The sequence below is a fragment of the Mesorhizobium captivum genome, from assembly GCF_033977165.1.
GTDB classification, from domain to species: domain Bacteria; phylum Pseudomonadota; class Alphaproteobacteria; order Rhizobiales; family Rhizobiaceae; genus Mesorhizobium; species Mesorhizobium captivum.
The window spans coordinates 113,547-129,106 of record NZ_JAVIJB010000007.1 but is presented as its reverse complement, the minus strand read 5'-3'; the positions used below and the strand labels follow the sequence as shown (position 1 = coordinate 129,106).

Below are 15,560 nucleotides of genomic sequence, written 5' to 3'. Positions count from 1 at the left end.
CTGCGTTCGATCGGAGCATGAGAGAAAAGTTCGGCCGTGAGCCAGCGCGCCTTCATTGTCTCGCTCGTCCTGCTGGCAGTGCTTGTCGCGCTGTCGGCGACACGTTTTGCGGGCGCGACGATCGGCTTCCTCTTCGCGATCGCGGGAATCTTCTTCGCGGGCGTGCCGGGGGCCGCCATCGGTTATGAACTCAATCAGGTTGGCATTCCTGTAACTGGAACGCAGCTTCTCTTGATCGCGGCCAGCCTCTACGTGCTGCTCGCCCTTGCGGCAGCCTTCCAGGCATGGCGACGGGTCCGGCAAGGCCACATGGATAGGGCGCGCTCCGCAGTGACGCGTCTTGCGCTGCTGGTGGCGCTGCCGCTGAGCGCCTGGCTGTCGCTCGACGCAATGCAACGCGCCTGGCCGTGACGACTGGGCTGCGGCCTCGTGAACTGGCAAGATGCTTCCACCGGACGCGTCCGGGGGCAGGGGGTAGGCAATGACTTTGCTTCAATTCGCAGTCACCGGCGAACAGATATCCAACGATGAGACGGAAGAGGTCATCCGCGAGGCGGAACCGCGTCGCAGCCTGATACGCTATCGCCCCGATGGCGGCGAGCTGTTCATCCATACGCGGGTGAACATGGAGCTTCTGCGGGCCGCCGCTCCGCTTCCGATCCTGCTCCTGAAGATCACGCCGCGCGCAAACGAATTGACGCCGCGCGACGCTCTGCTGACGCCCAAAGGATCGATCCGGAACTACGCTTTTCTCGAAAGGCTTTGCGAGGATCTGGCCACTGCAAGTTGCCCAGCCTGCTATATCGCGGAACAGCATGGTGAGGGGCGCAGGGATTTTTACTTTACCACCGAAGACGTCGCCGGCTTCGAGCGGATTGCCCGAACCGCCGCCGAGGCATTGGTCTTTCCGATCGCCCTCGAGCAGCATTCGCTTGCGGAGATGGCGCCGCTCATTCTTCCTGCAGAGGCCATTGGCGACCTCAACCTGGAAATCGCCGCGGACGCCCGTATTCGGCCGACGCGCTTCGAGTTCTGGGGCGCGGAGCCTGCACTGAAAAAGCTGTGCGCCGAGCTCGAAAAGCGCGGCTATCGCTTCCTCAGCTTCGAGGCGTTTTCCCGTGAATTGCGAATGGCAAAGAACGTGCCGATCGACGGAGAAGGGTTTGGGGCGGTGCTGAGGGAAATCGTTCCACTTGCCCGGTCGCTGCAATGCAGCTATTGCGGCACCGAGACCGTCGAAGGGCGGGACCAGTTCCTGTTAACCCGCCCATTGCCCGAGCGCTACACCGGCGCGTCGCGGGCGGGCCTTTTCCGTCGCATCTTTGGTCGCTCATAGGTGCTGCCGAGCGAGCGTCAGCACCAACGGCTGTCTCCGCCCTCAGCGCTTCGGTCCGAAACCTGGATAAGGATTGAGCGGCACGATTGCCGCGATGTCCATCATGCCGGCCTCGACAAGCGGCAGGGTGGCGAGATGGGTGCGCACTTCCTTCTCGTCGGCCGCCTCGAACATCATACCGCTGCCGGGGATGTCGCCGCGGTTCCAGACCTGGCGCACCGCGCCTTGCGCATAGAGCGTGCGTCGCTGCTCGGCTTCGCCGGGGAGCAGTGGGCCGAAATCGGCGTCGCTGAACTTCTGGGTGTTGCGGGTGAGCAGCGCAAAGAACTGCATGGCGGTCTCCTTTGTGGCCGGTTGATGCCTCAGATATCGCGCGGCTGGTCAGACTGTCCAAGACTGATTAGGCTAAAGTTCAGACCTTTGAGGACTTGAACTACAGGAGCAAAAAATGCTCGACCTGCGCCAAATAAGATATTTCGTCGCCGTCGCCGAGGCCGGCAATGTCGGCCGCGCCGCCGAGCAGCTGCATATCTCGCAATCGCCCTTGAGCCGGCAGATCATGCAGCTCGAGGAGCAGCTGGGCGTCACGCTGTTCGAGCGCGCCAGGCAGCGCATCCATCTCAACGCCGAGGGCAGGGCGTTCCTTGCCGAAGCCCGGGCGCTGCTTGCCGATGCCGCGCGGTTGGAACAGCTCGGCCGCAATCTTGCCAGCGGCGCCGCCGGCAGCCTCGCCATCGGCTATGTCGAGGGCGCGGTGCATGCCGGGCTGGTCGCCGACATGCTGCGCGAATTCCGCCGCGAGCGGCCGGATTTCCATCTGCAATTGCGCAGCCGCCGCACTGCGGCACAGTTCGAGGATCTGCGAAGCCGAGCGCTCGACCTCGGCTTCGTTTACGCGCAGGCGCCGAAAGGTGATCCGGATATCGAGAGCATGCTGGTGCGCCGCGAGCCGCTGGTGCTGGCGATCCCCGAGGGCGATCCGCTTGCCGGTGTCGACGACATCCGGCCCGGCCATCTCGACGGCCGCGCCTGGATCACCGTGGTGCGCCAGCCCGACGACACCAACCGCGCGCAGTTCCTGGCGGCCTGCGTCGAGGCCGGTTTCGTTCCCGACATCGCCTATGAGACGGCCGATCCCTTGACGTCGCTCGGCCTGGCCAGTGCCGGGCTTGGTCTGGCGACCGTGCAGGCGAGCCTGACAAGCGCCGCGCCGCCCGGCATAGTCTTCCGCGACCTGCCGTGGTTCAAACGTACGGTCTCGATCCATCTGGCGTGGCGGCGCTCTGATCGGCGCGCGGTGATTGCGGATTTGAGGAGGGCAGCAGGGCAGTAGGGGCGTTTCCTTGAGTACTGTTCTCCAGTGCCCAAACATACTCCCTTACTGCCCTACTCCCTTACATCTTGTCGATCACCGACTGCACGCCCTCGGTCGGCGCGTCCACCGACGATCCGGCCACCATGATGGTAGCGACGATGGCCTCGGGATCGTTGACCACCAGCGGCTTCACCCTATGTGCGGTGTGGATGAAGCCTTCGTCCGACATGTGCTCGATGAGCGCGAGCATCGGATCCCAGAAGCCTTTGATGTTGGCGAAGACGATCGGCTTGCGGTGATGGCCGAGCTGCGCCCAGGTCATGATCTCGACGATCTCCTCGACCGTGCCGATGCCGCCAGGCAGGGCCACAAAGGCGTCGGATTTCTCGAACATCCTGTGCTTGCGCTCGTGCATGTTGTCGGTGATCAACAGCTCGTCGAGCTTGTCGAGAGCGCTCTCGGTCGCTTCACGGTTGATCAGGAAGCGCGGGATGATGCCGGTCACCTTGCCGCCGGCCTTGAGCGCGCCTTCGGCGACGGCGCCCATGATCCCCTTGGTGCCGCCACCATAGACCAGGCGCAGACCGGATTTCGCCAGCGAGCGGCCGAGCAGATGGCCGGCCTTGATATAGGCCTCGTCGCGGCCCGGAGACGAACCGCAATAGACGCAAACGGATCGAATCGTGTTCATGAGGATGATTGGTGATGGGGACGGTTGGCGCGGTCAAGCCCATGGACGGGCTTTTTCTTGTGGCACTGGTGAAAACACGCTAGACCGGCGTTAGGTGGCTAAGGGGGCAGAAAAGATTATGGCTATCAATCCTTCAAAGGCGTTTTTGTTCGCGGCGGGCGGCGTTGCCGTCGTCGCGGCGGTCGCCTACGGGTCGGGCGCGCTCGACCCTTACGTCGACGACCAGAAACCGGCACAGGTCGCTGCACTTCCGCAAGCCGACACGAAACCAGCAGAATCCTCAAGCACGTCCACCGAGGGGCGCCTGCCGCAAGCCCCGGCCAACACGATGGCTCCGGCCAACAACACGACGGCGCCGGCCAATAAGATGGCGCCCGCCAACAATGCGATGGCACCGGCCAACAATGCGACGGCCCCCGCAGCATCCGCGCCGGCCGCCCAGGCGCCCGCCGACGCCGGTCCGGTATTGCCGACCTTCGATGTCGTGCGCGTCGAAGGCAACGGGTCGATCGTCGTCGCCGGCAGTGCCGCGCCCAACGCCAAGGTCGAGATCCTGAACGGCGGCACAGTGTTCGGCTCGACCGATGCCGGTTCCGACGGCGGCTTCGCCATCGTGCTCGACGATCCGTTGAAGCCGGGCGACTACACCATCACGCTGCGCGCCACCGCCGGCGGCGTCGCGGTCGCCTCGGCGCAGACCGCCGTCATCTCGGTGCCGCAGAGCCCGACCGGCCAGGTGCTGGCGATGGTCGAGGAGCCGGGCAAGCCGTCCGAATTGCTCACCGTGCCGCAGCCGGAAGCCAAGCCGGCCGCACCGGCCGCCGCTGACCAGCCTGCCGCTCAGGCGCCGACCGCTGCCGCAACCGCTCCGGCGGCGTCCAACACCGAGGCCGCGCCGGCAGCGACTGCCCCGGCCGCCGGCGACCAGGCTGCCGCCCCCGCAACGCCGGCGCCGGCCGGCGCAGGCGAGTCCAAGATCGCCGTCGAGGCGGTCGAGATCGACGGCAGCAAGATCTTCGTCGCCGGCACCGCCGATCCCGGCCGCAAGGTGCGCGCCTATGCCGACGACCTCCTGCTCGGCGAGGCCAAGACTTCGCCTGACGGGCATTTCCTGATCGAAGCGAAACGCGACATCCCCGTCGGCAATTACACCATCCATGTCGACGGCCTTGCCGACGACGGCGTGAAGGTCGTCGCCCGCGCCGCCGTGCCTTTCGAACGCGAGCCCGGCGAGTCGATCGCCGCCGTCGCGCCGAACGAGACCAAACCGGCGGAAACCAAGCTCTCACAGGTCCAGGGTGCCGGGTCTCAGGCCGCGGAAGACAAGTCCGCCGGGACAACGGCGCCGGCCACGGAAGCAGCCAAGCCCGCCGACACGACGGCTCCGGCTGCCGAGGCTCCGGCCAAGACCGCGGAAGCGGCGCCGTCGGCCGGTGTGCCGGAGACGGTCGCGCCCAAGCTCGAACATGCCGACGGCACCGTCATCATCCGCCGCAAGGATACGCTCTGGCGCATCTCCCGAAGGGTCTACGGCTATGGCATGCGCTACTCGACCATCTATCTCGCCAACCAGGACCAGATCCGCGATCCGAACCGCATCTGGCCCGGCCAGGTCTTCAAGGTTCCCGGCAAGTCGAAGGAAGGCGAGCCGGCCGACATGAAGGCCATGGGCGACCAGATGACTACGCCGAAGGCACAGTAGCAGCGAGGCGGTTGAGCGCGTAGTCTCCCCCCCTCGAGGGGGGAGATCAACTGCCTACCCACCAGCATAGCTTGCCCTCCCGCCGTCCATCGTCTATCGCCGATGGACGATGATCGAATCCCCATCCGACAACCGCTCTCCCGACAGCCGCGCCATCGCCGCGCGGTTTGCCGCACTTTCGCATCCGGCGCGCATCGAGATCCTGAAGCACCTCTCGGCGAGCCGCTGTTGTTCCTGCCGCGAGGTTGTCGACCATTTCAATCTGGCGCAATCCACCGTTTCGCAGCATCTGAAGATCCTGGTCGAGGCCGGGCTGGTCCGCTTCGAGCCCGACCGGCAGCGCTCGCGCTATGCGGTCGACCATGCCGCGCTGGCCGGCGTGTCCGCCTCGCTCGCCGCGCTCGTCAACTCCTGCTGCCGCTGACCCTCTCACCCAAAAGGCAAGACTAGTGGCCGACAAGACCGTCTCCGCCGAATCCGGCACCCTCACCACACTGCGGAACCTGTGGCCCTATATGTGGCCGGCCGACCGCGCCGACTTAAGAGCCCGCGTCACCTGGGCGACGCTTCTCCTGGTCGTTGCCAAGGTGACGCTGGTCGCCGGTCCCTATTTCTTCAAATGGGCGACCGATGCGCTGGCCCATGCCTCGAAGAGCCCGCCGCCGCTGCCCGCCTTCATGCTGGCGCCGGTGATGCTGGTCATCGCCTACAACGTGCTGAGGCTTGTGCAGCTAGGCTTCAACCAGCTGCGCGACGCGCTGTTTGCCCGTGTCGGCCAATATGCGGTGCGCCAGCTCGCCTTCCGCACCTTCGTCCACATGCACCAGCTGTCGCTGCGCTTCCATCTCGAGCGCCGCACCGGCGGGCTGTCGCGCATCATCGAGCGCGGCACCAAAGGTATCGAGACGATCGTGCGCTTCGTCATGCTGAACACGGCGCCGACCATCCTCGAATTCGCGCTGACCGCCGGCATCTTCGCCTACACCTATGGCTGGAAATACGTGGCCGTGGTGGCGGTCACCGTGTGGATCTATGTCTGGTTCACGGTCAAGGCCAGCGACTGGCGCATCTCGATCCGCCGCGACATGAACGACAGCGACACCGACGCCAACACCAAGGCGATCGACTCGTTGCTCAATTTCGAGACGGTCAAATATTTCACCAACGAGCGCATGGAGGCCGAGCGCTTCGACCGCTCGATGGCGCGCTACGAGACCGCCGCGACGAAAACCTGGACCTCGCTCGGCTGGCTGAACTTCGGCCAGGGCTTCATCTTCGGGCTGGGCACCGTCATCGTCATGTGCATGTCGGCGCTGGAGGTGCAGGCGGGCACGCAGTCGGTCGGCGATTTCGTCTTCATCAACGCCATGCTGATGCAGCTTTCCGTGCCGCTCAACTTCATCGGCTTCATCTACCGCGAAATCCGCCAAGGCCTGACCGATATCGAGCACATGTTCGACCTGCTCGACGTTCCCCAGGAGATCGTCGACAAGGCGGACGCGAAGCCGCTTAAGGTGGGCCCCGGCAAGGTCGAGTTCCGCGACGTGCATTTTTCCTACGATCCGAACCGCAAGATCCTGAAGGGCGTGTCCTTCGAGGTGCCGGCAGGCAAGACGGTGGCGATCGTCGGCCCCTCCGGCGCCGGCAAGTCGACCATTTCGCGGCTTTTGTTCCGCTTCTACGATGTGCAAGGCGGCCAGGTGCTGATCGACGGTCAGGACATCCGCGATGTGACGCAGGAAAGCCTGCGCGCCGTGCTCGGCATGGTGCCGCAGGACACCGTGCTCTTCAACGACACCATCGCCTACAACATCCGCTACGGCCGCGTCGGCGCCAGCGAGGAGGAGGTGCGCAAGGCGGCCGAGCTCGCCCAGATCGGGCCGTTCATCGCCAAGCTGCCCGAGGGCTACCGCTCGATGGTCGGCGAGCGCGGGCTGAAACTGTCGGGCGGCGAGAAGCAGCGCGTGGCGATCGCCCGCACCATCCTCAAGGCGCCGCCGATCCTGATGTTGGACGAGGCGACCTCGGCGCTCGACACTCAGACCGAGCAGGAGATCCAGGCGGCGCTCGACGTCGTCAGCAAGGGCCGCACCACCATCGTCATCGCCCACCGGCTGTCGACGGTGATCTCGGCCGACGAGATCATCGTGCTGAAAGATGGCCAGATCGCCGAGCGCGGCACGCATGCCGCGCTCTTGCGCAAGCAGGGCCTCTACGCCTCGATGTGGGACCGCCAGCGCGAGGCGACCGAAGCCGAGGAGCGGCTGCGCATCGCCCGCGAGGGCGACGAGTTCGGCGTGATTGTGCGGAGAAGGACGTCGGAGGTGAGTTAGCGCCTCTTCCTTCTCCCCTTGTGGGAGAAGATGGATCGGCGCGCAGCGCCGAGACGGTTGAGGGGTTTTCCAGGGAACGCCAGCGTCTCACTCCGCTGGAGCACCCCTCATCCGACCGAGCTTCGCTCGGCCACCTTCTCCCACAAGGGGAGAAGGAAAGGCCTGCGCAAGAATTACTCTTGACCTCAACCATGCTTGAGCTTGCAAACCGTCTTCGAGCCCCTGCTAAGCACCTCGTTCAAGAACGGAGACAGATCGAAATGAGCAAGATAAATCAACGCGATGGCAGCGTTTTCCGGGTCGACAAGTTCGTCGTCCCGGCGGAAGCGCGCGACGAGATACTCGGCAAGGTCCGCATGACGCATGCACTGCTACGCCAGCAAGAAGGCTTCGTGCAGGATTTCCTGCTCGAGCAGTTCTCCGGCCCGGGCGAATTCAACATCGTCACCATGGTCGAGTGGGAAAGCCAGGCAGCCGTCGACAAGGTGGTGCCGATCGTCAAGGCAGCACACGAGCGCATCGCCTTCAATCCTCAGGAAACGATCGACCGACTCGGCGTCAAGGCCGATATCGCCAACTATCAGCGCGTGCCGGAGCTGTAGGACGGCCACCCCGCGCCAGGCGCGGAAACAGCGACGCTCAGCACCTGACCGGTGCGGGCGTCGCTCACCATATGCTCGAAGCCGCGCCATTCGGCGGCGGCGATAAACAGCGTCCTGCCGTCTGCGCCGCCCAGCATGCAGGCAAAGCAGCCGCGATCGACCTCGATCCGGTCGAGTTTTATACCGCCCTCGCGCACCCGGACACAGTGCCGGTTGGGCACGTCGGCATACCAGACGCAGCCCTCGGCATCGAGGCAGATGCCGTCTGGATAGTCATTGCCGAGATCGGCCCAGACGCGGCGGTTGAAAAGGCCGCCATCGGCCGCAATATCGAAGGTGGTCAGTCGCCTGGCATGAGATTCAGCGACGATCAGCGTCTTGTTGTCGGGCGTTACCGCCATGCCGTTGGCGAAAGCGATGTTCTCGGCCACCTGCAGGACCGCGCCGTCCGGCTTGATCAGCACAACAGTGTCAGGTCCGAAATGCTCGCCTGCCGCCGGCGCCGGCCCACCGCCATTGACATAGATGCTGCCGCGCCCATCGACGACGATCTCGTTCCACGGATTCTTCGACAGTTCTCGCAGATCGGCATGAGTGACGAGCGTTCCGTCCGCTTCCTGCCTCAGCAGCAGGCCCTCCCGGCCGGAGACCACCAACAGCCGCCCGTCCGGCAGCCAGTCGATCGAATAGGGAAGCACGGCCGGCACGGTGAGCATGACATCGCTCCTGCCGTCCTCATTTACGACGACGATCTCGCCGGTGCCCCAGTTGCAGAGCCAGAGCCGCCCGTCATGCCAGCGCGGGGATTCGCCAAAGGCGAGACCCTTTGTGATGACCTGGGCTTTCCGGATGGCGGATTTCGGCGACGGCATCGGCTGGCTCCGTTGCTGGACTGTCCTGCCAAGGACGGGCGAGTGGGCTGCTTTCCGACAGTCGGCGCGGAAAAGTCGTTTGGGAACGGTAGCGTTCCTTCGCGCCCCCCTCTGTCCTGCCGGACATCTCCCCCACAAGGGGGGAGATTGGCAGCGTCGATGCCCCGCGCTGTGCTGCCACGTCGACGGATTGGCGAAATCGCTGCTGACGGTCGATCTCCCCCCAAGAGGGGGAGATGTCCGGCAGGACAGAGGGGGGGCGCTGTCCCGCCAGCGTCAACAATGCTCAGGATAGTGGGAATAGTCCTCCCCCATTGTTGCGTTGCGGGGAGGGGGGCTTTCGGCTATTGAGGCCGGACCTGAAACCGGGACCGCCCCAGCCCTATGACGCTTCTCGATACGATCAAGAATACATTCGTTCCGATCCATCGCGAAGGCTATCCCTTCATCGCCGCCTTTGGCGCGGCAACGCTGTTCCTCGGCTATTTCTCCTCGATCCTGTTCTGGGTCGGGCTGATCCTGACTGCCTGGTGCATCTATTTCTATCGCGATCCCGAGCGCGTCACGCCGGTCGACGACCGGCTGGTGGTGAGCCCGGCCGATGGCGTGATTTCCGCCGTCGGCCCCGCCGTGCCGCCGCGCGAGCTTGGCCTGGGCGCAGGCGAGATGACCCGCATCTCGGTGTTCATGAATGTCTTTTCCTGCCACATCAACCGCGCGCCGGTGCGCGGCAGGATCACGCGGATCGAGCATCGTCCGGGCAAGTTCCTCAACGCCGAGCTCGACAAGGCAAGCTCCGAGAACGAGCGCAACGGCCTTGTCATCGACAGCCCCAACGGCACGATCGCCGCCGTGCAGATCGCCGGCCTGGTGGCACGTCGTATCGTCTGCTGGGCCGAGGCGGGCGGCTCGATCGGGATCGGCGAGCGTTTTGGGCTGATCCGCTTCGGCTCGCGCGTCGACGTGTTCCTGCCGGCGAACGCGGTGCCTCGCGTCGCCGTCGGCCAGACGGCGGTGGGCGGCGAGACGGTGCTTGCGGAGTTCGGCGGCGCGGCCGTCGCCCCGCTGGTCAGGATTTCCTGAGCGGTGGGCGCGCCCTTCAAGAAATTCGAGGCGCACGCCAGCGGCGGCCCGCGCATCCGTGAGATCCCGATGCGCATGGTGCTGCCCAATCTGGTCACTGTGCTCGCCATCTGCGCCGGCCTGTCCGGCATCCGCTTCGCCTTCGAGGACCGTTTTGAGCCGGCCGTCGTCATGGTGCTGCTCGCCGCGTTCCTCGACGGCATCGACGGCCGCCTGGCGCGCATGCTGAAGGCGACCTCGAAATTCGGCGCGCAGATGGATTCGCTGGCCGACATCGTCAATTTCGGCGTCGCGCCCGCGCTGGTGCTCTATGCCTTCCTGCTCGACCGCGCCGGCTCGCCGGGCTGGATCGCGGCGCTTCTCTTCACCATCGCCTGCGGCATGCGGCTTGCCCGCTTCAACGTGCTGGCGGACGACACCGATCAGCCCGCCTGGCAGACCGAATATTTCGTCGGCGTGCCGGCGCCGGCGGGCGCGGTGCTCGTCATGCTGCCGCTCTATCTCTATTTCCTGCGGCTCGGGCTTGAGCCCAGCCGGCCCGCCGCCTTCGTCGCCACCGGCTTCACCGTGCTGGTTGCCTTCCTCCTGGTCAGCCGGCTGCCGGTCTATTCGGGCAAGAGCGTCAAGGTGCCGGGCGACAGGGTGCTGCCGGTCATCCTTGGCGTCGTGCTCTACATCCTGCTGTTGATGACCTATCCCTGGTACACGCTGACCGCTTCGGTCGCGGGCTATCTGCTCTTCCTGCCGTTCTCCGTGCGCGCCTATTCGAAGCGGGCCATGCGCGAAGGCGAGAAGGTGCCGCCTTCGGATATTGGCTAAACCCACCTAAGCCGCCGCACTCAGCCCCAGCCGGTCGATCGCCAGCTTGCGCGCCGACACGTAATCGGTCTTGCCGGAGCCCAGCACCGGGATTTCTTCCACCTTGACGATGTCGTTCGGCACCATCAGCTCCGCCGCGCCCGCCTTCTTGCCGAACTGGCGCAACTCCTCGGCGCTGGCGTCGTCGGCGGTGGTCACCAGCACGATGCGCTCGCCGCGCCTCTTGTCGGGCACCGCCACCGCAGCGTGGCGTTCTTCCGGCCACAGCGACTGGACCAGCATCTCGACCGCGCCCAGCGACACCATCTCGCCGGCGATCTTGGCGAAGCGTTTGGCCCGCCCGCGAATGGTGATGAAGCCGTCGCGGTCGACCGAGACGATGTCGCCCGTGTCATGCCAGCCTTCGAGCGGCTGCAATTCGCCCGGACGGTCGGCGGTCATGTAGCCCATCATCATGTTCGGCCCGTCGAGCCACAGCCGGCCGGCATCGGTGATGCCCTCGACCGGCTCGAGCTTCATGCGGATCGCCGGCAGCAGCCGGCCGACCGTGCCGTCGCGGTTATGGATGGCGGTGTTCACCGCCACCACGGGCGCCGCCTCGGTCAGCCCGAAACCTTCGATGATCGATGCCTGGAAGCGGTCGCGGTAGGTGCGGCGCGTCTCAGGCTTCACCGCCTCGGCGCCGGCGACCACGAAGCGCAGGCTGGAGAAGTCGCCGTCCTTGGCGGTGCGGGCATAGTTGGCAAGGAAGGTGTCGGTGCCGAACATCACCGTCGGCTTCACCTTGCGGGCGATCTCGGGGATGATCTTGTAGTGCAGTGGTGAGGGGTAGAGGAACAGTTTTACGCCTGTCACCAGCGGCAGGATGGTGCCGCCGGTCAGGCCGAAGGAATGGAATACCGGCAGCACGTTGAGCAGGGTGTCGGCCGGCGAGATCGTGACGCGCGCCTCGGCCTGCATGGCGTTGGCGTAAAGGTTGCGATGCGACAGCACCACCGCTTTCGGTGTGCCTTCCGAGCCCGAGGTGAACAGGATCACCGCCGGCTTGTCCGCCTGCTGCCGCTGCAGCGGGAAGCGCCAGAACAGCGCCGCCGCGACCTTGTCCAATGTCGTCACGCTTTCGCGCACATCCTCCAGCCAGAGCATCTTCGCGCCGCCTGCCTCGACAGCTGCGACGATGTCGTCGATGCCGGCCTTCTCGATGAACGCGCGGGAGGAAACGACCGTCCTGATAACGGCGGTGCGGATCGCGGCGGTCACGCTCGCCGGGCCCGCGGTGTAGTTGATCATCGCCGCCACTCTGGCCGCCGAAATCAGGCCGACGAAGGACAGCACCACGCCATTGGCGTTGGGCAAAAGCAGCCCGACCGCCTCGCCGGGCGCCGTCACCGCCTCGAAGCGGCGGCCGAGCACGCGCGCGCCGATGAACATCCTGCGATAGGAGAGGGCGCCCGAGATCACGTCCTCGATGATCGGATGCGAGGCGCCGGCCCGGTCCGCCGCATCGCGCATCGCCAGGAACAGGCCGCGATCGAGATTGCTGCCATAGAGCCGCGCTTCGGCGAAGCGATCGAACAGCGCGTTGGTGTTGGAGGCCTGATCAGGATTGCGCGCCGCCAGTTCGGCGATCGTCATCGGCTCCAGCACGCTCAGCGACAGGCGCGGGAACCAGTGGCGCGGCGCCTTGTCGGCCGGCGTCAGCGACACCGGCAGGTCGCGCGCGCCGGCGACGAAGATCGGCACGATGCGCGCGTCCGCCTGCATGGCGATGCGGGTGATGGCGCGGAACAGCCGGAACGACTTGACGTCGGGCTCGACCGTGTCGGGCAGATAGACGGCAAGCCTGCCCTTGCCTTTCAGCACGCGCACCAGACGGCGGCTGACGAAGACATGCTCGGCGTTGAAGGCGATGGTGCGGCCAAGCTCGCGCCACGGCTCCAGCCAGGGCGAGCGCGCGGAGGCCTCGTCCAGGATGTGCAGCGTGTCGTCCGGGAGCAGCGACAGCATCAGCGCCGGCTCGATGCGTGACTGATGCGAGACGACATAGATGACCGGCGTCCGTGCGTTGCGTGCAATGCGGATGCGGTTGTCGGCAACGCGGTAGGCAAGCTTGAACGGCACATAGAGCAGCGCCTGGGTGAAGCGCAGGTCGAGCCGGAATGTTTCGATCACCGCGATCAGCAGCCAGGCAAAGACAAGGCCGGCAAGCAGCGCCAAGGTCAGCATCATGCCGCTCTCTCCCAACGTCCTCCAGGGCGCGGCTCTTGGCGGCCGCTTCGGTGGCAGAGGGTAGCGGAATGGAAGGCAAGGTCAATGTGGGATCGCCGGCGCTACGCCGCCTTCAACCTTCCGCTGATGAACCGGAACTCTTGGCTCTTGCCGCCGAAGCCATACGCTGCGGCCGGCACCTCGTGCACGAGGGCATAGCTTTCCTCATGCACGCCGCCGAGCAGGCGGCCGAAGACCTCGAAGATCGCCTTGAGATAGGCTTCGAGCTCGAGCTTGGTGTTGGTGCCGTCGACGACCTTGATGTCCAGCCAGAAGCTGTTGGTTCCATGCTCGGCCAGCGACCTGCCGCCGGCGAACCAGTGCTGCGGGTCGATGTAGGAGACCGCGACTGCGGTGATGGTCGGGTCCTTGCGCAAATGCGTGGCCGTAATCTCGGTGACGTCCTTCGCGATTGCGGCGGACAGCCTGGCATCCGGCTTGCCGGTGACACTGACATTGATGATCGGCATTTTTCTCTCCTTCGGTTTGACGGCCTCGCGCCGTCGATGAAAGGACCATGCCACCATCTATGCGTCAGAAAAATCGAATTGTTTTTGACATACGATTCGATAACATTGAAGTATGGAAACGCTCGATCCCGACCTGCTCAAGACCTTCCTCGCCTTCGTCGACGGCGGCTCGCTGGCCAGGGCGGCGTCGGCTGTCGGCCGCTCGCCTTCGGCGGTCACCGCGCAGATGCAGCGGTTGGAGGAGATCGTCGGCGAGCCGCTGCTTAGCCCCCAGGGCAGGGGGCGCGGACTGACGCCGGCCGGCGAAGACCTTGTCGGCCATGCCAGGCGCATCCTTGCCGTCCACACCGAGGCCTGGCTGGCGCTGAAGGGCGCGCGCGCTGGCGGACGCGTCGCCATCGGCACCACGCAGGATTTTGCCGATCATGGCCTGCCGGACCTGCTCAGGGCCTTTGCCGGCAGCCATCCGCGTGTGCGGATCGAATTGCGCGTCGGCCGCTCCCTGGAACTCGGGTCCGCGCTGCAGGCAGGCCAATTGGACCTCGCGATCACCATGCGCCATGCCGCATCGCCGGATGAAGCTGCCCTGATCAGTGAGCCGATGCTGTGGCTCTGCTCGGAAAAAGGGTTGGCGACGCGGCAGGAAGCAGTGCCGCTGGCGCTGCTCGACCCTTATTGCGGCTTCAGGGAGGCTGCGCTCAATGCGCTCGACGCCGCCGGCCGCCGCTATCGCATCGCCGCCGGCAGTGCCAGCCTTGCCGGCCTGCGCACCGCGGTCAATGCCGGCATCGCGCTGACGCCGCGCACCCGGCGTTTCGCCCATTCCGGTATAGTCGAGGCGTCTCCCGATCTCGACCTCCCGCCGTTGCCGATGGCCGACTTCGCCATCCGGCTCGGTCGCGAGGCCGGCCGACCCGCGCGGGACCTGGCTGAGCTTCTCTGCAGCGGCTTGGCTTTGCCGTCCTAAGCATGTCTCCCGAAAGTGGGAACCGGTTTCGGGACAAGGACATGCGAAATATCGAAGGCAAAGAAAAAGCCGACCTTTTTGCAGGTCGGCTTCTAGTCGGACGGGTCGAGGGGTTTGGGGGGACTTGGGGGGTGACCCGTCAAGCTAACAATGCCTGAGTCGGATGATGGTTCCGTGACCGTGAAAATAATTTAGGAACGCGCCGATTTCGCCTTCATCCAGTCGCGTCCGGCATGCGCGAAAACCGCGCAAAGCACGATGGCGCCGCCGATGATGCTGGCGATCGGCGGGATCTCGCCGAGGAACAGCAAGGCAAACAGTATGGCGAACGGCACTTCGGCCGAGCCAAGCAGGCCGGATTCGGCGGCAGGGATGAGCCGCGAGCCTTCCGTCCACAGGATCGAGGCCAGCGCGAAGGAGCAGCCGATGCACCACGTCGCGGGTCGAGACGGCCAGCGGATCAGTGACGAACCAGCCGAGCACGAAGAGCAGGAAGGCGGATACCGCGCCGGCCCAGACGACGGGCGAGTCGCGGAAGGCGCGTACCATGATCATGTAAAGGGCGCTGCCGGTGGTCATCAAAAGCGCCAGCCCGTCGCCGAACAGGTGGCCGCTGCCGAGGCCGCCGCCCACCATGATGGCGACGCCGCAAAGCGATACGGCCGCCGCCAGCATCGTCTGCAGCCGGAACCTTTCCCGCACCAGCAGGAAGGCGAGCAGTGCCGCGATGAAGGGCGATGTCGCATAGATGACCGCGACATTGGCGACATAAGTGAACTTGAAGGCCGAGATGAAGGCGATGCTGGCGGCAGCACCCTCGACCGCCAGCAGCCAGCCGCGCCAGCCAAGTTTCAGGCTCTCGCGCCCGTCCGAACGGCGCCGCCGCCACAGCACATAAAGGGTGATCAGGATCGAGCCGAAGAAGCCGCGCCAGCAGGTGATGGTGAGCGGATCGGCATGGATCGACTTGGTCAGCACGCCGGTGAGCGCGAAGGCGACGGCCGAGGCCGAGACCAGCACGATGCCGAGCGAGCGCTCGGCGGCGATGCTGGCCGTGCCATGCATGAGCGTGTCGGGCCTGTCGAGAGAATCCGTCATGTCA

Annotated in this window: 15 protein-coding genes and 1 pseudogene; 10 read left to right on the top strand and 6 right to left on the bottom strand. The window is 65.5% G+C overall.

Annotated elements, in window-relative coordinates:
* The first annotated feature begins 36 nt into the window (after positions 1-36).
* Positions 37-411: a hypothetical protein gene (locus RFM40_RS08930; protein ID WP_320228330.1), complete on the top strand. Its 375-nt coding sequence runs from the start codon at positions 37-39 to the stop codon at positions 409-411.
* A gap of 70 nt (positions 412-481) precedes the next feature.
* On the top strand, positions 482-1,336 hold the full coding sequence (locus tag RFM40_RS08925) for a hypothetical protein (RefSeq protein ID WP_320228331.1): 855 nt from the start codon (positions 482-484) through the stop codon (positions 1,334-1,336).
* A gap of 42 nt (positions 1,337-1,378) precedes the next feature.
* Here RFM40_RS08925 and RFM40_RS08920 read toward each other — a convergent pair whose 3' ends face one another.
* Entirely contained in the window at positions 1,379-1,669 is a 291-nt protein-coding gene (locus RFM40_RS08920) for a muconolactone Delta-isomerase family protein (protein ID WP_320228332.1), read from the bottom strand.
* 115 nt (positions 1,670-1,784) lie between these two features.
* Here RFM40_RS08920 and RFM40_RS08915 point away from each other — a divergent pair, with 115 nt between their 5' ends.
* Positions 1,785-2,669 (top strand): LysR family transcriptional regulator, encoded by an 885-nt coding sequence (locus RFM40_RS08915; RefSeq protein WP_320228333.1) that lies wholly within the window; start codon positions 1,785-1,787, stop codon positions 2,667-2,669.
* Positions 2,670-2,730: 61 nt separating this feature from the next.
* Here RFM40_RS08915 and RFM40_RS08910 read toward each other — a convergent pair whose 3' ends face one another.
* The gene (locus tag RFM40_RS08910) at positions 2,731-3,342 is read right to left on the bottom strand and encodes an LOG family protein (RefSeq protein WP_320221355.1); all 612 of its coding nucleotides are present in this window, start codon (positions 3,340-3,342) and stop codon (positions 2,731-2,733) included.
* Positions 3,343-3,460: 118 nt separating this feature from the next.
* On the opposite strand from RFM40_RS08910, the gene RFM40_RS08905 reads away from it, so the two are divergent.
* From RFM40_RS08905 to RFM40_RS08890, 4 genes are all read left to right on the top strand, one after another.
* On the top strand, positions 3,461-5,044 hold the full coding sequence (locus tag RFM40_RS08905) for a LysM peptidoglycan-binding domain-containing protein (RefSeq protein ID WP_320277411.1): 1,584 nt from the start codon (positions 3,461-3,463) through the stop codon (positions 5,042-5,044).
* A 109-nt stretch (positions 5,045-5,153) separates the two neighbouring features.
* Complete coding sequence (locus RFM40_RS08900) at positions 5,154-5,468, top strand: ArsR/SmtB family transcription factor (RefSeq protein ID WP_320277410.1); 315 nt, start codon at positions 5,154-5,156, stop codon at positions 5,466-5,468.
* A gap of 25 nt (positions 5,469-5,493) precedes the next feature.
* A complete protein-coding gene (locus RFM40_RS08895) occupies positions 5,494-7,377 on the top strand; it encodes an ABCB family ABC transporter ATP-binding protein/permease (protein WP_320228336.1) in 1,884 nt (627 codons plus the stop codon).
* 260 nt (positions 7,378-7,637) lie between these two features.
* Positions 7,638-7,979, top strand: coding sequence for an antibiotic biosynthesis monooxygenase family protein (locus RFM40_RS08890; RefSeq protein ID WP_320277409.1), 342 nt, complete (start codon positions 7,638-7,640; stop codon positions 7,977-7,979).
* On the opposite strand, the gene RFM40_RS08885 is transcribed toward RFM40_RS08890, so the two are convergent.
* Positions 7,958-8,851, bottom strand: coding sequence for an SMP-30/gluconolactonase/LRE family protein (locus RFM40_RS08885; protein ID WP_320277408.1), 894 nt, complete (start codon positions 8,849-8,851; stop codon positions 7,958-7,960). The two genes, RFM40_RS08890 and RFM40_RS08885, sit on opposite strands and share 22 nt — an antisense overlap.
* Before the next feature lie 384 nt (positions 8,852-9,235).
* Here RFM40_RS08885 and RFM40_RS08880 point away from each other — a divergent pair, with 384 nt between their 5' ends.
* Both RFM40_RS08880 and RFM40_RS08875 read left to right on the top strand, forming a co-directional pair.
* On the top strand, positions 9,236-9,934 hold the full coding sequence (locus RFM40_RS08880; protein WP_320277407.1) for a phosphatidylserine decarboxylase: 699 nt from the start codon (positions 9,236-9,238) through the stop codon (positions 9,932-9,934).
* Between the two features lie 3 nt (positions 9,935-9,937).
* On the top strand, positions 9,938-10,753 hold the full coding sequence (locus RFM40_RS08875) for a CDP-alcohol phosphatidyltransferase family protein (RefSeq protein ID WP_126101164.1): 816 nt from the start codon (positions 9,938-9,940) through the stop codon (positions 10,751-10,753).
* Positions 10,754-10,759: 6 nt separating this feature from the next.
* On the opposite strand, the gene RFM40_RS08870 is transcribed toward RFM40_RS08875, so the two are convergent.
* Together RFM40_RS08870 and RFM40_RS08865 are read right to left on the bottom strand one after the other, a co-directional pair.
* A complete protein-coding gene (locus RFM40_RS08870) occupies positions 10,760-12,982 on the bottom strand; it encodes an AMP-binding protein (RefSeq protein WP_320277406.1) in 2,223 nt (740 codons plus the stop codon).
* 101 nt (positions 12,983-13,083) lie between these two features.
* Positions 13,084-13,491: a tautomerase family protein gene (locus RFM40_RS08865; protein ID WP_320228340.1), complete on the bottom strand. Its 408-nt coding sequence runs from the start codon at positions 13,489-13,491 to the stop codon at positions 13,084-13,086.
* Positions 13,492-13,603: 112 nt separating this feature from the next.
* Here RFM40_RS08865 and RFM40_RS08860 point away from each other — a divergent pair, with 112 nt between their 5' ends.
* Positions 13,604-14,458, top strand: coding sequence for a LysR substrate-binding domain-containing protein (locus RFM40_RS08860; RefSeq protein WP_320228341.1), 855 nt, complete (start codon positions 13,604-13,606; stop codon positions 14,456-14,458).
* Positions 14,459-14,649: 191 nt separating this feature from the next.
* Here RFM40_RS08860 and RFM40_RS08855 read toward each other — a convergent pair.
* Positions 14,650-15,523 (bottom strand): annotated as a pseudogene (locus tag RFM40_RS08855) (DMT family transporter).
* Between the last annotated feature and the right edge of the window lie 37 nt (positions 15,524-15,560).

Coding starts and splice junctions, on each gene's coding strand:
- RFM40_RS08925 (WP_320228331.1), top strand. CDS start 482: ATGACTTTGCTTCAATTCGCAGTCACCGGCGAACAGATATCCAACGAT.
- RFM40_RS08920 (WP_320228332.1), bottom strand. CDS start 1,669: ATGCAGTTCTTTGCGCTGCTCACCCGCAACACCCAGAAGTTCAGCGAC.
- RFM40_RS08915 (WP_320228333.1), top strand. CDS start 1,785: ATGCTCGACCTGCGCCAAATAAGATATTTCGTCGCCGTCGCCGAGGCC.
- RFM40_RS08910 (WP_320221355.1), bottom strand. CDS start 3,342: ATGAACACGATTCGATCCGTTTGCGTCTATTGCGGTTCGTCTCCGGGC.
- RFM40_RS08905 (WP_320277411.1), top strand. CDS start 3,461: ATGGCTATCAATCCTTCAAAGGCGTTTTTGTTCGCGGCGGGCGGCGTT.
- RFM40_RS08900 (WP_320277410.1), top strand. CDS start 5,154: ATGATCGAATCCCCATCCGACAACCGCTCTCCCGACAGCCGCGCCATC.
- RFM40_RS08890 (WP_320277409.1), top strand. CDS start 7,638: ATGAGCAAGATAAATCAACGCGATGGCAGCGTTTTCCGGGTCGACAAG.
- RFM40_RS08885 (WP_320277408.1), bottom strand. CDS start 8,851: ATGCCGTCGCCGAAATCCGCCATCCGGAAAGCCCAGGTCATCACAAAG.
- RFM40_RS08880 (WP_320277407.1), top strand. CDS start 9,236: ATGACGCTTCTCGATACGATCAAGAATACATTCGTTCCGATCCATCGC.
- RFM40_RS08870 (WP_320277406.1), bottom strand. CDS start 12,982: ATGATGCTGACCTTGGCGCTGCTTGCCGGCCTTGTCTTTGCCTGGCTG.
- RFM40_RS08865 (WP_320228340.1), bottom strand. CDS start 13,491: ATGCCGATCATCAATGTCAGTGTCACCGGCAAGCCGGATGCCAGGCTG.
- RFM40_RS08860 (WP_320228341.1), top strand. CDS start 13,604: ATGGAAACGCTCGATCCCGACCTGCTCAAGACCTTCCTCGCCTTCGTC.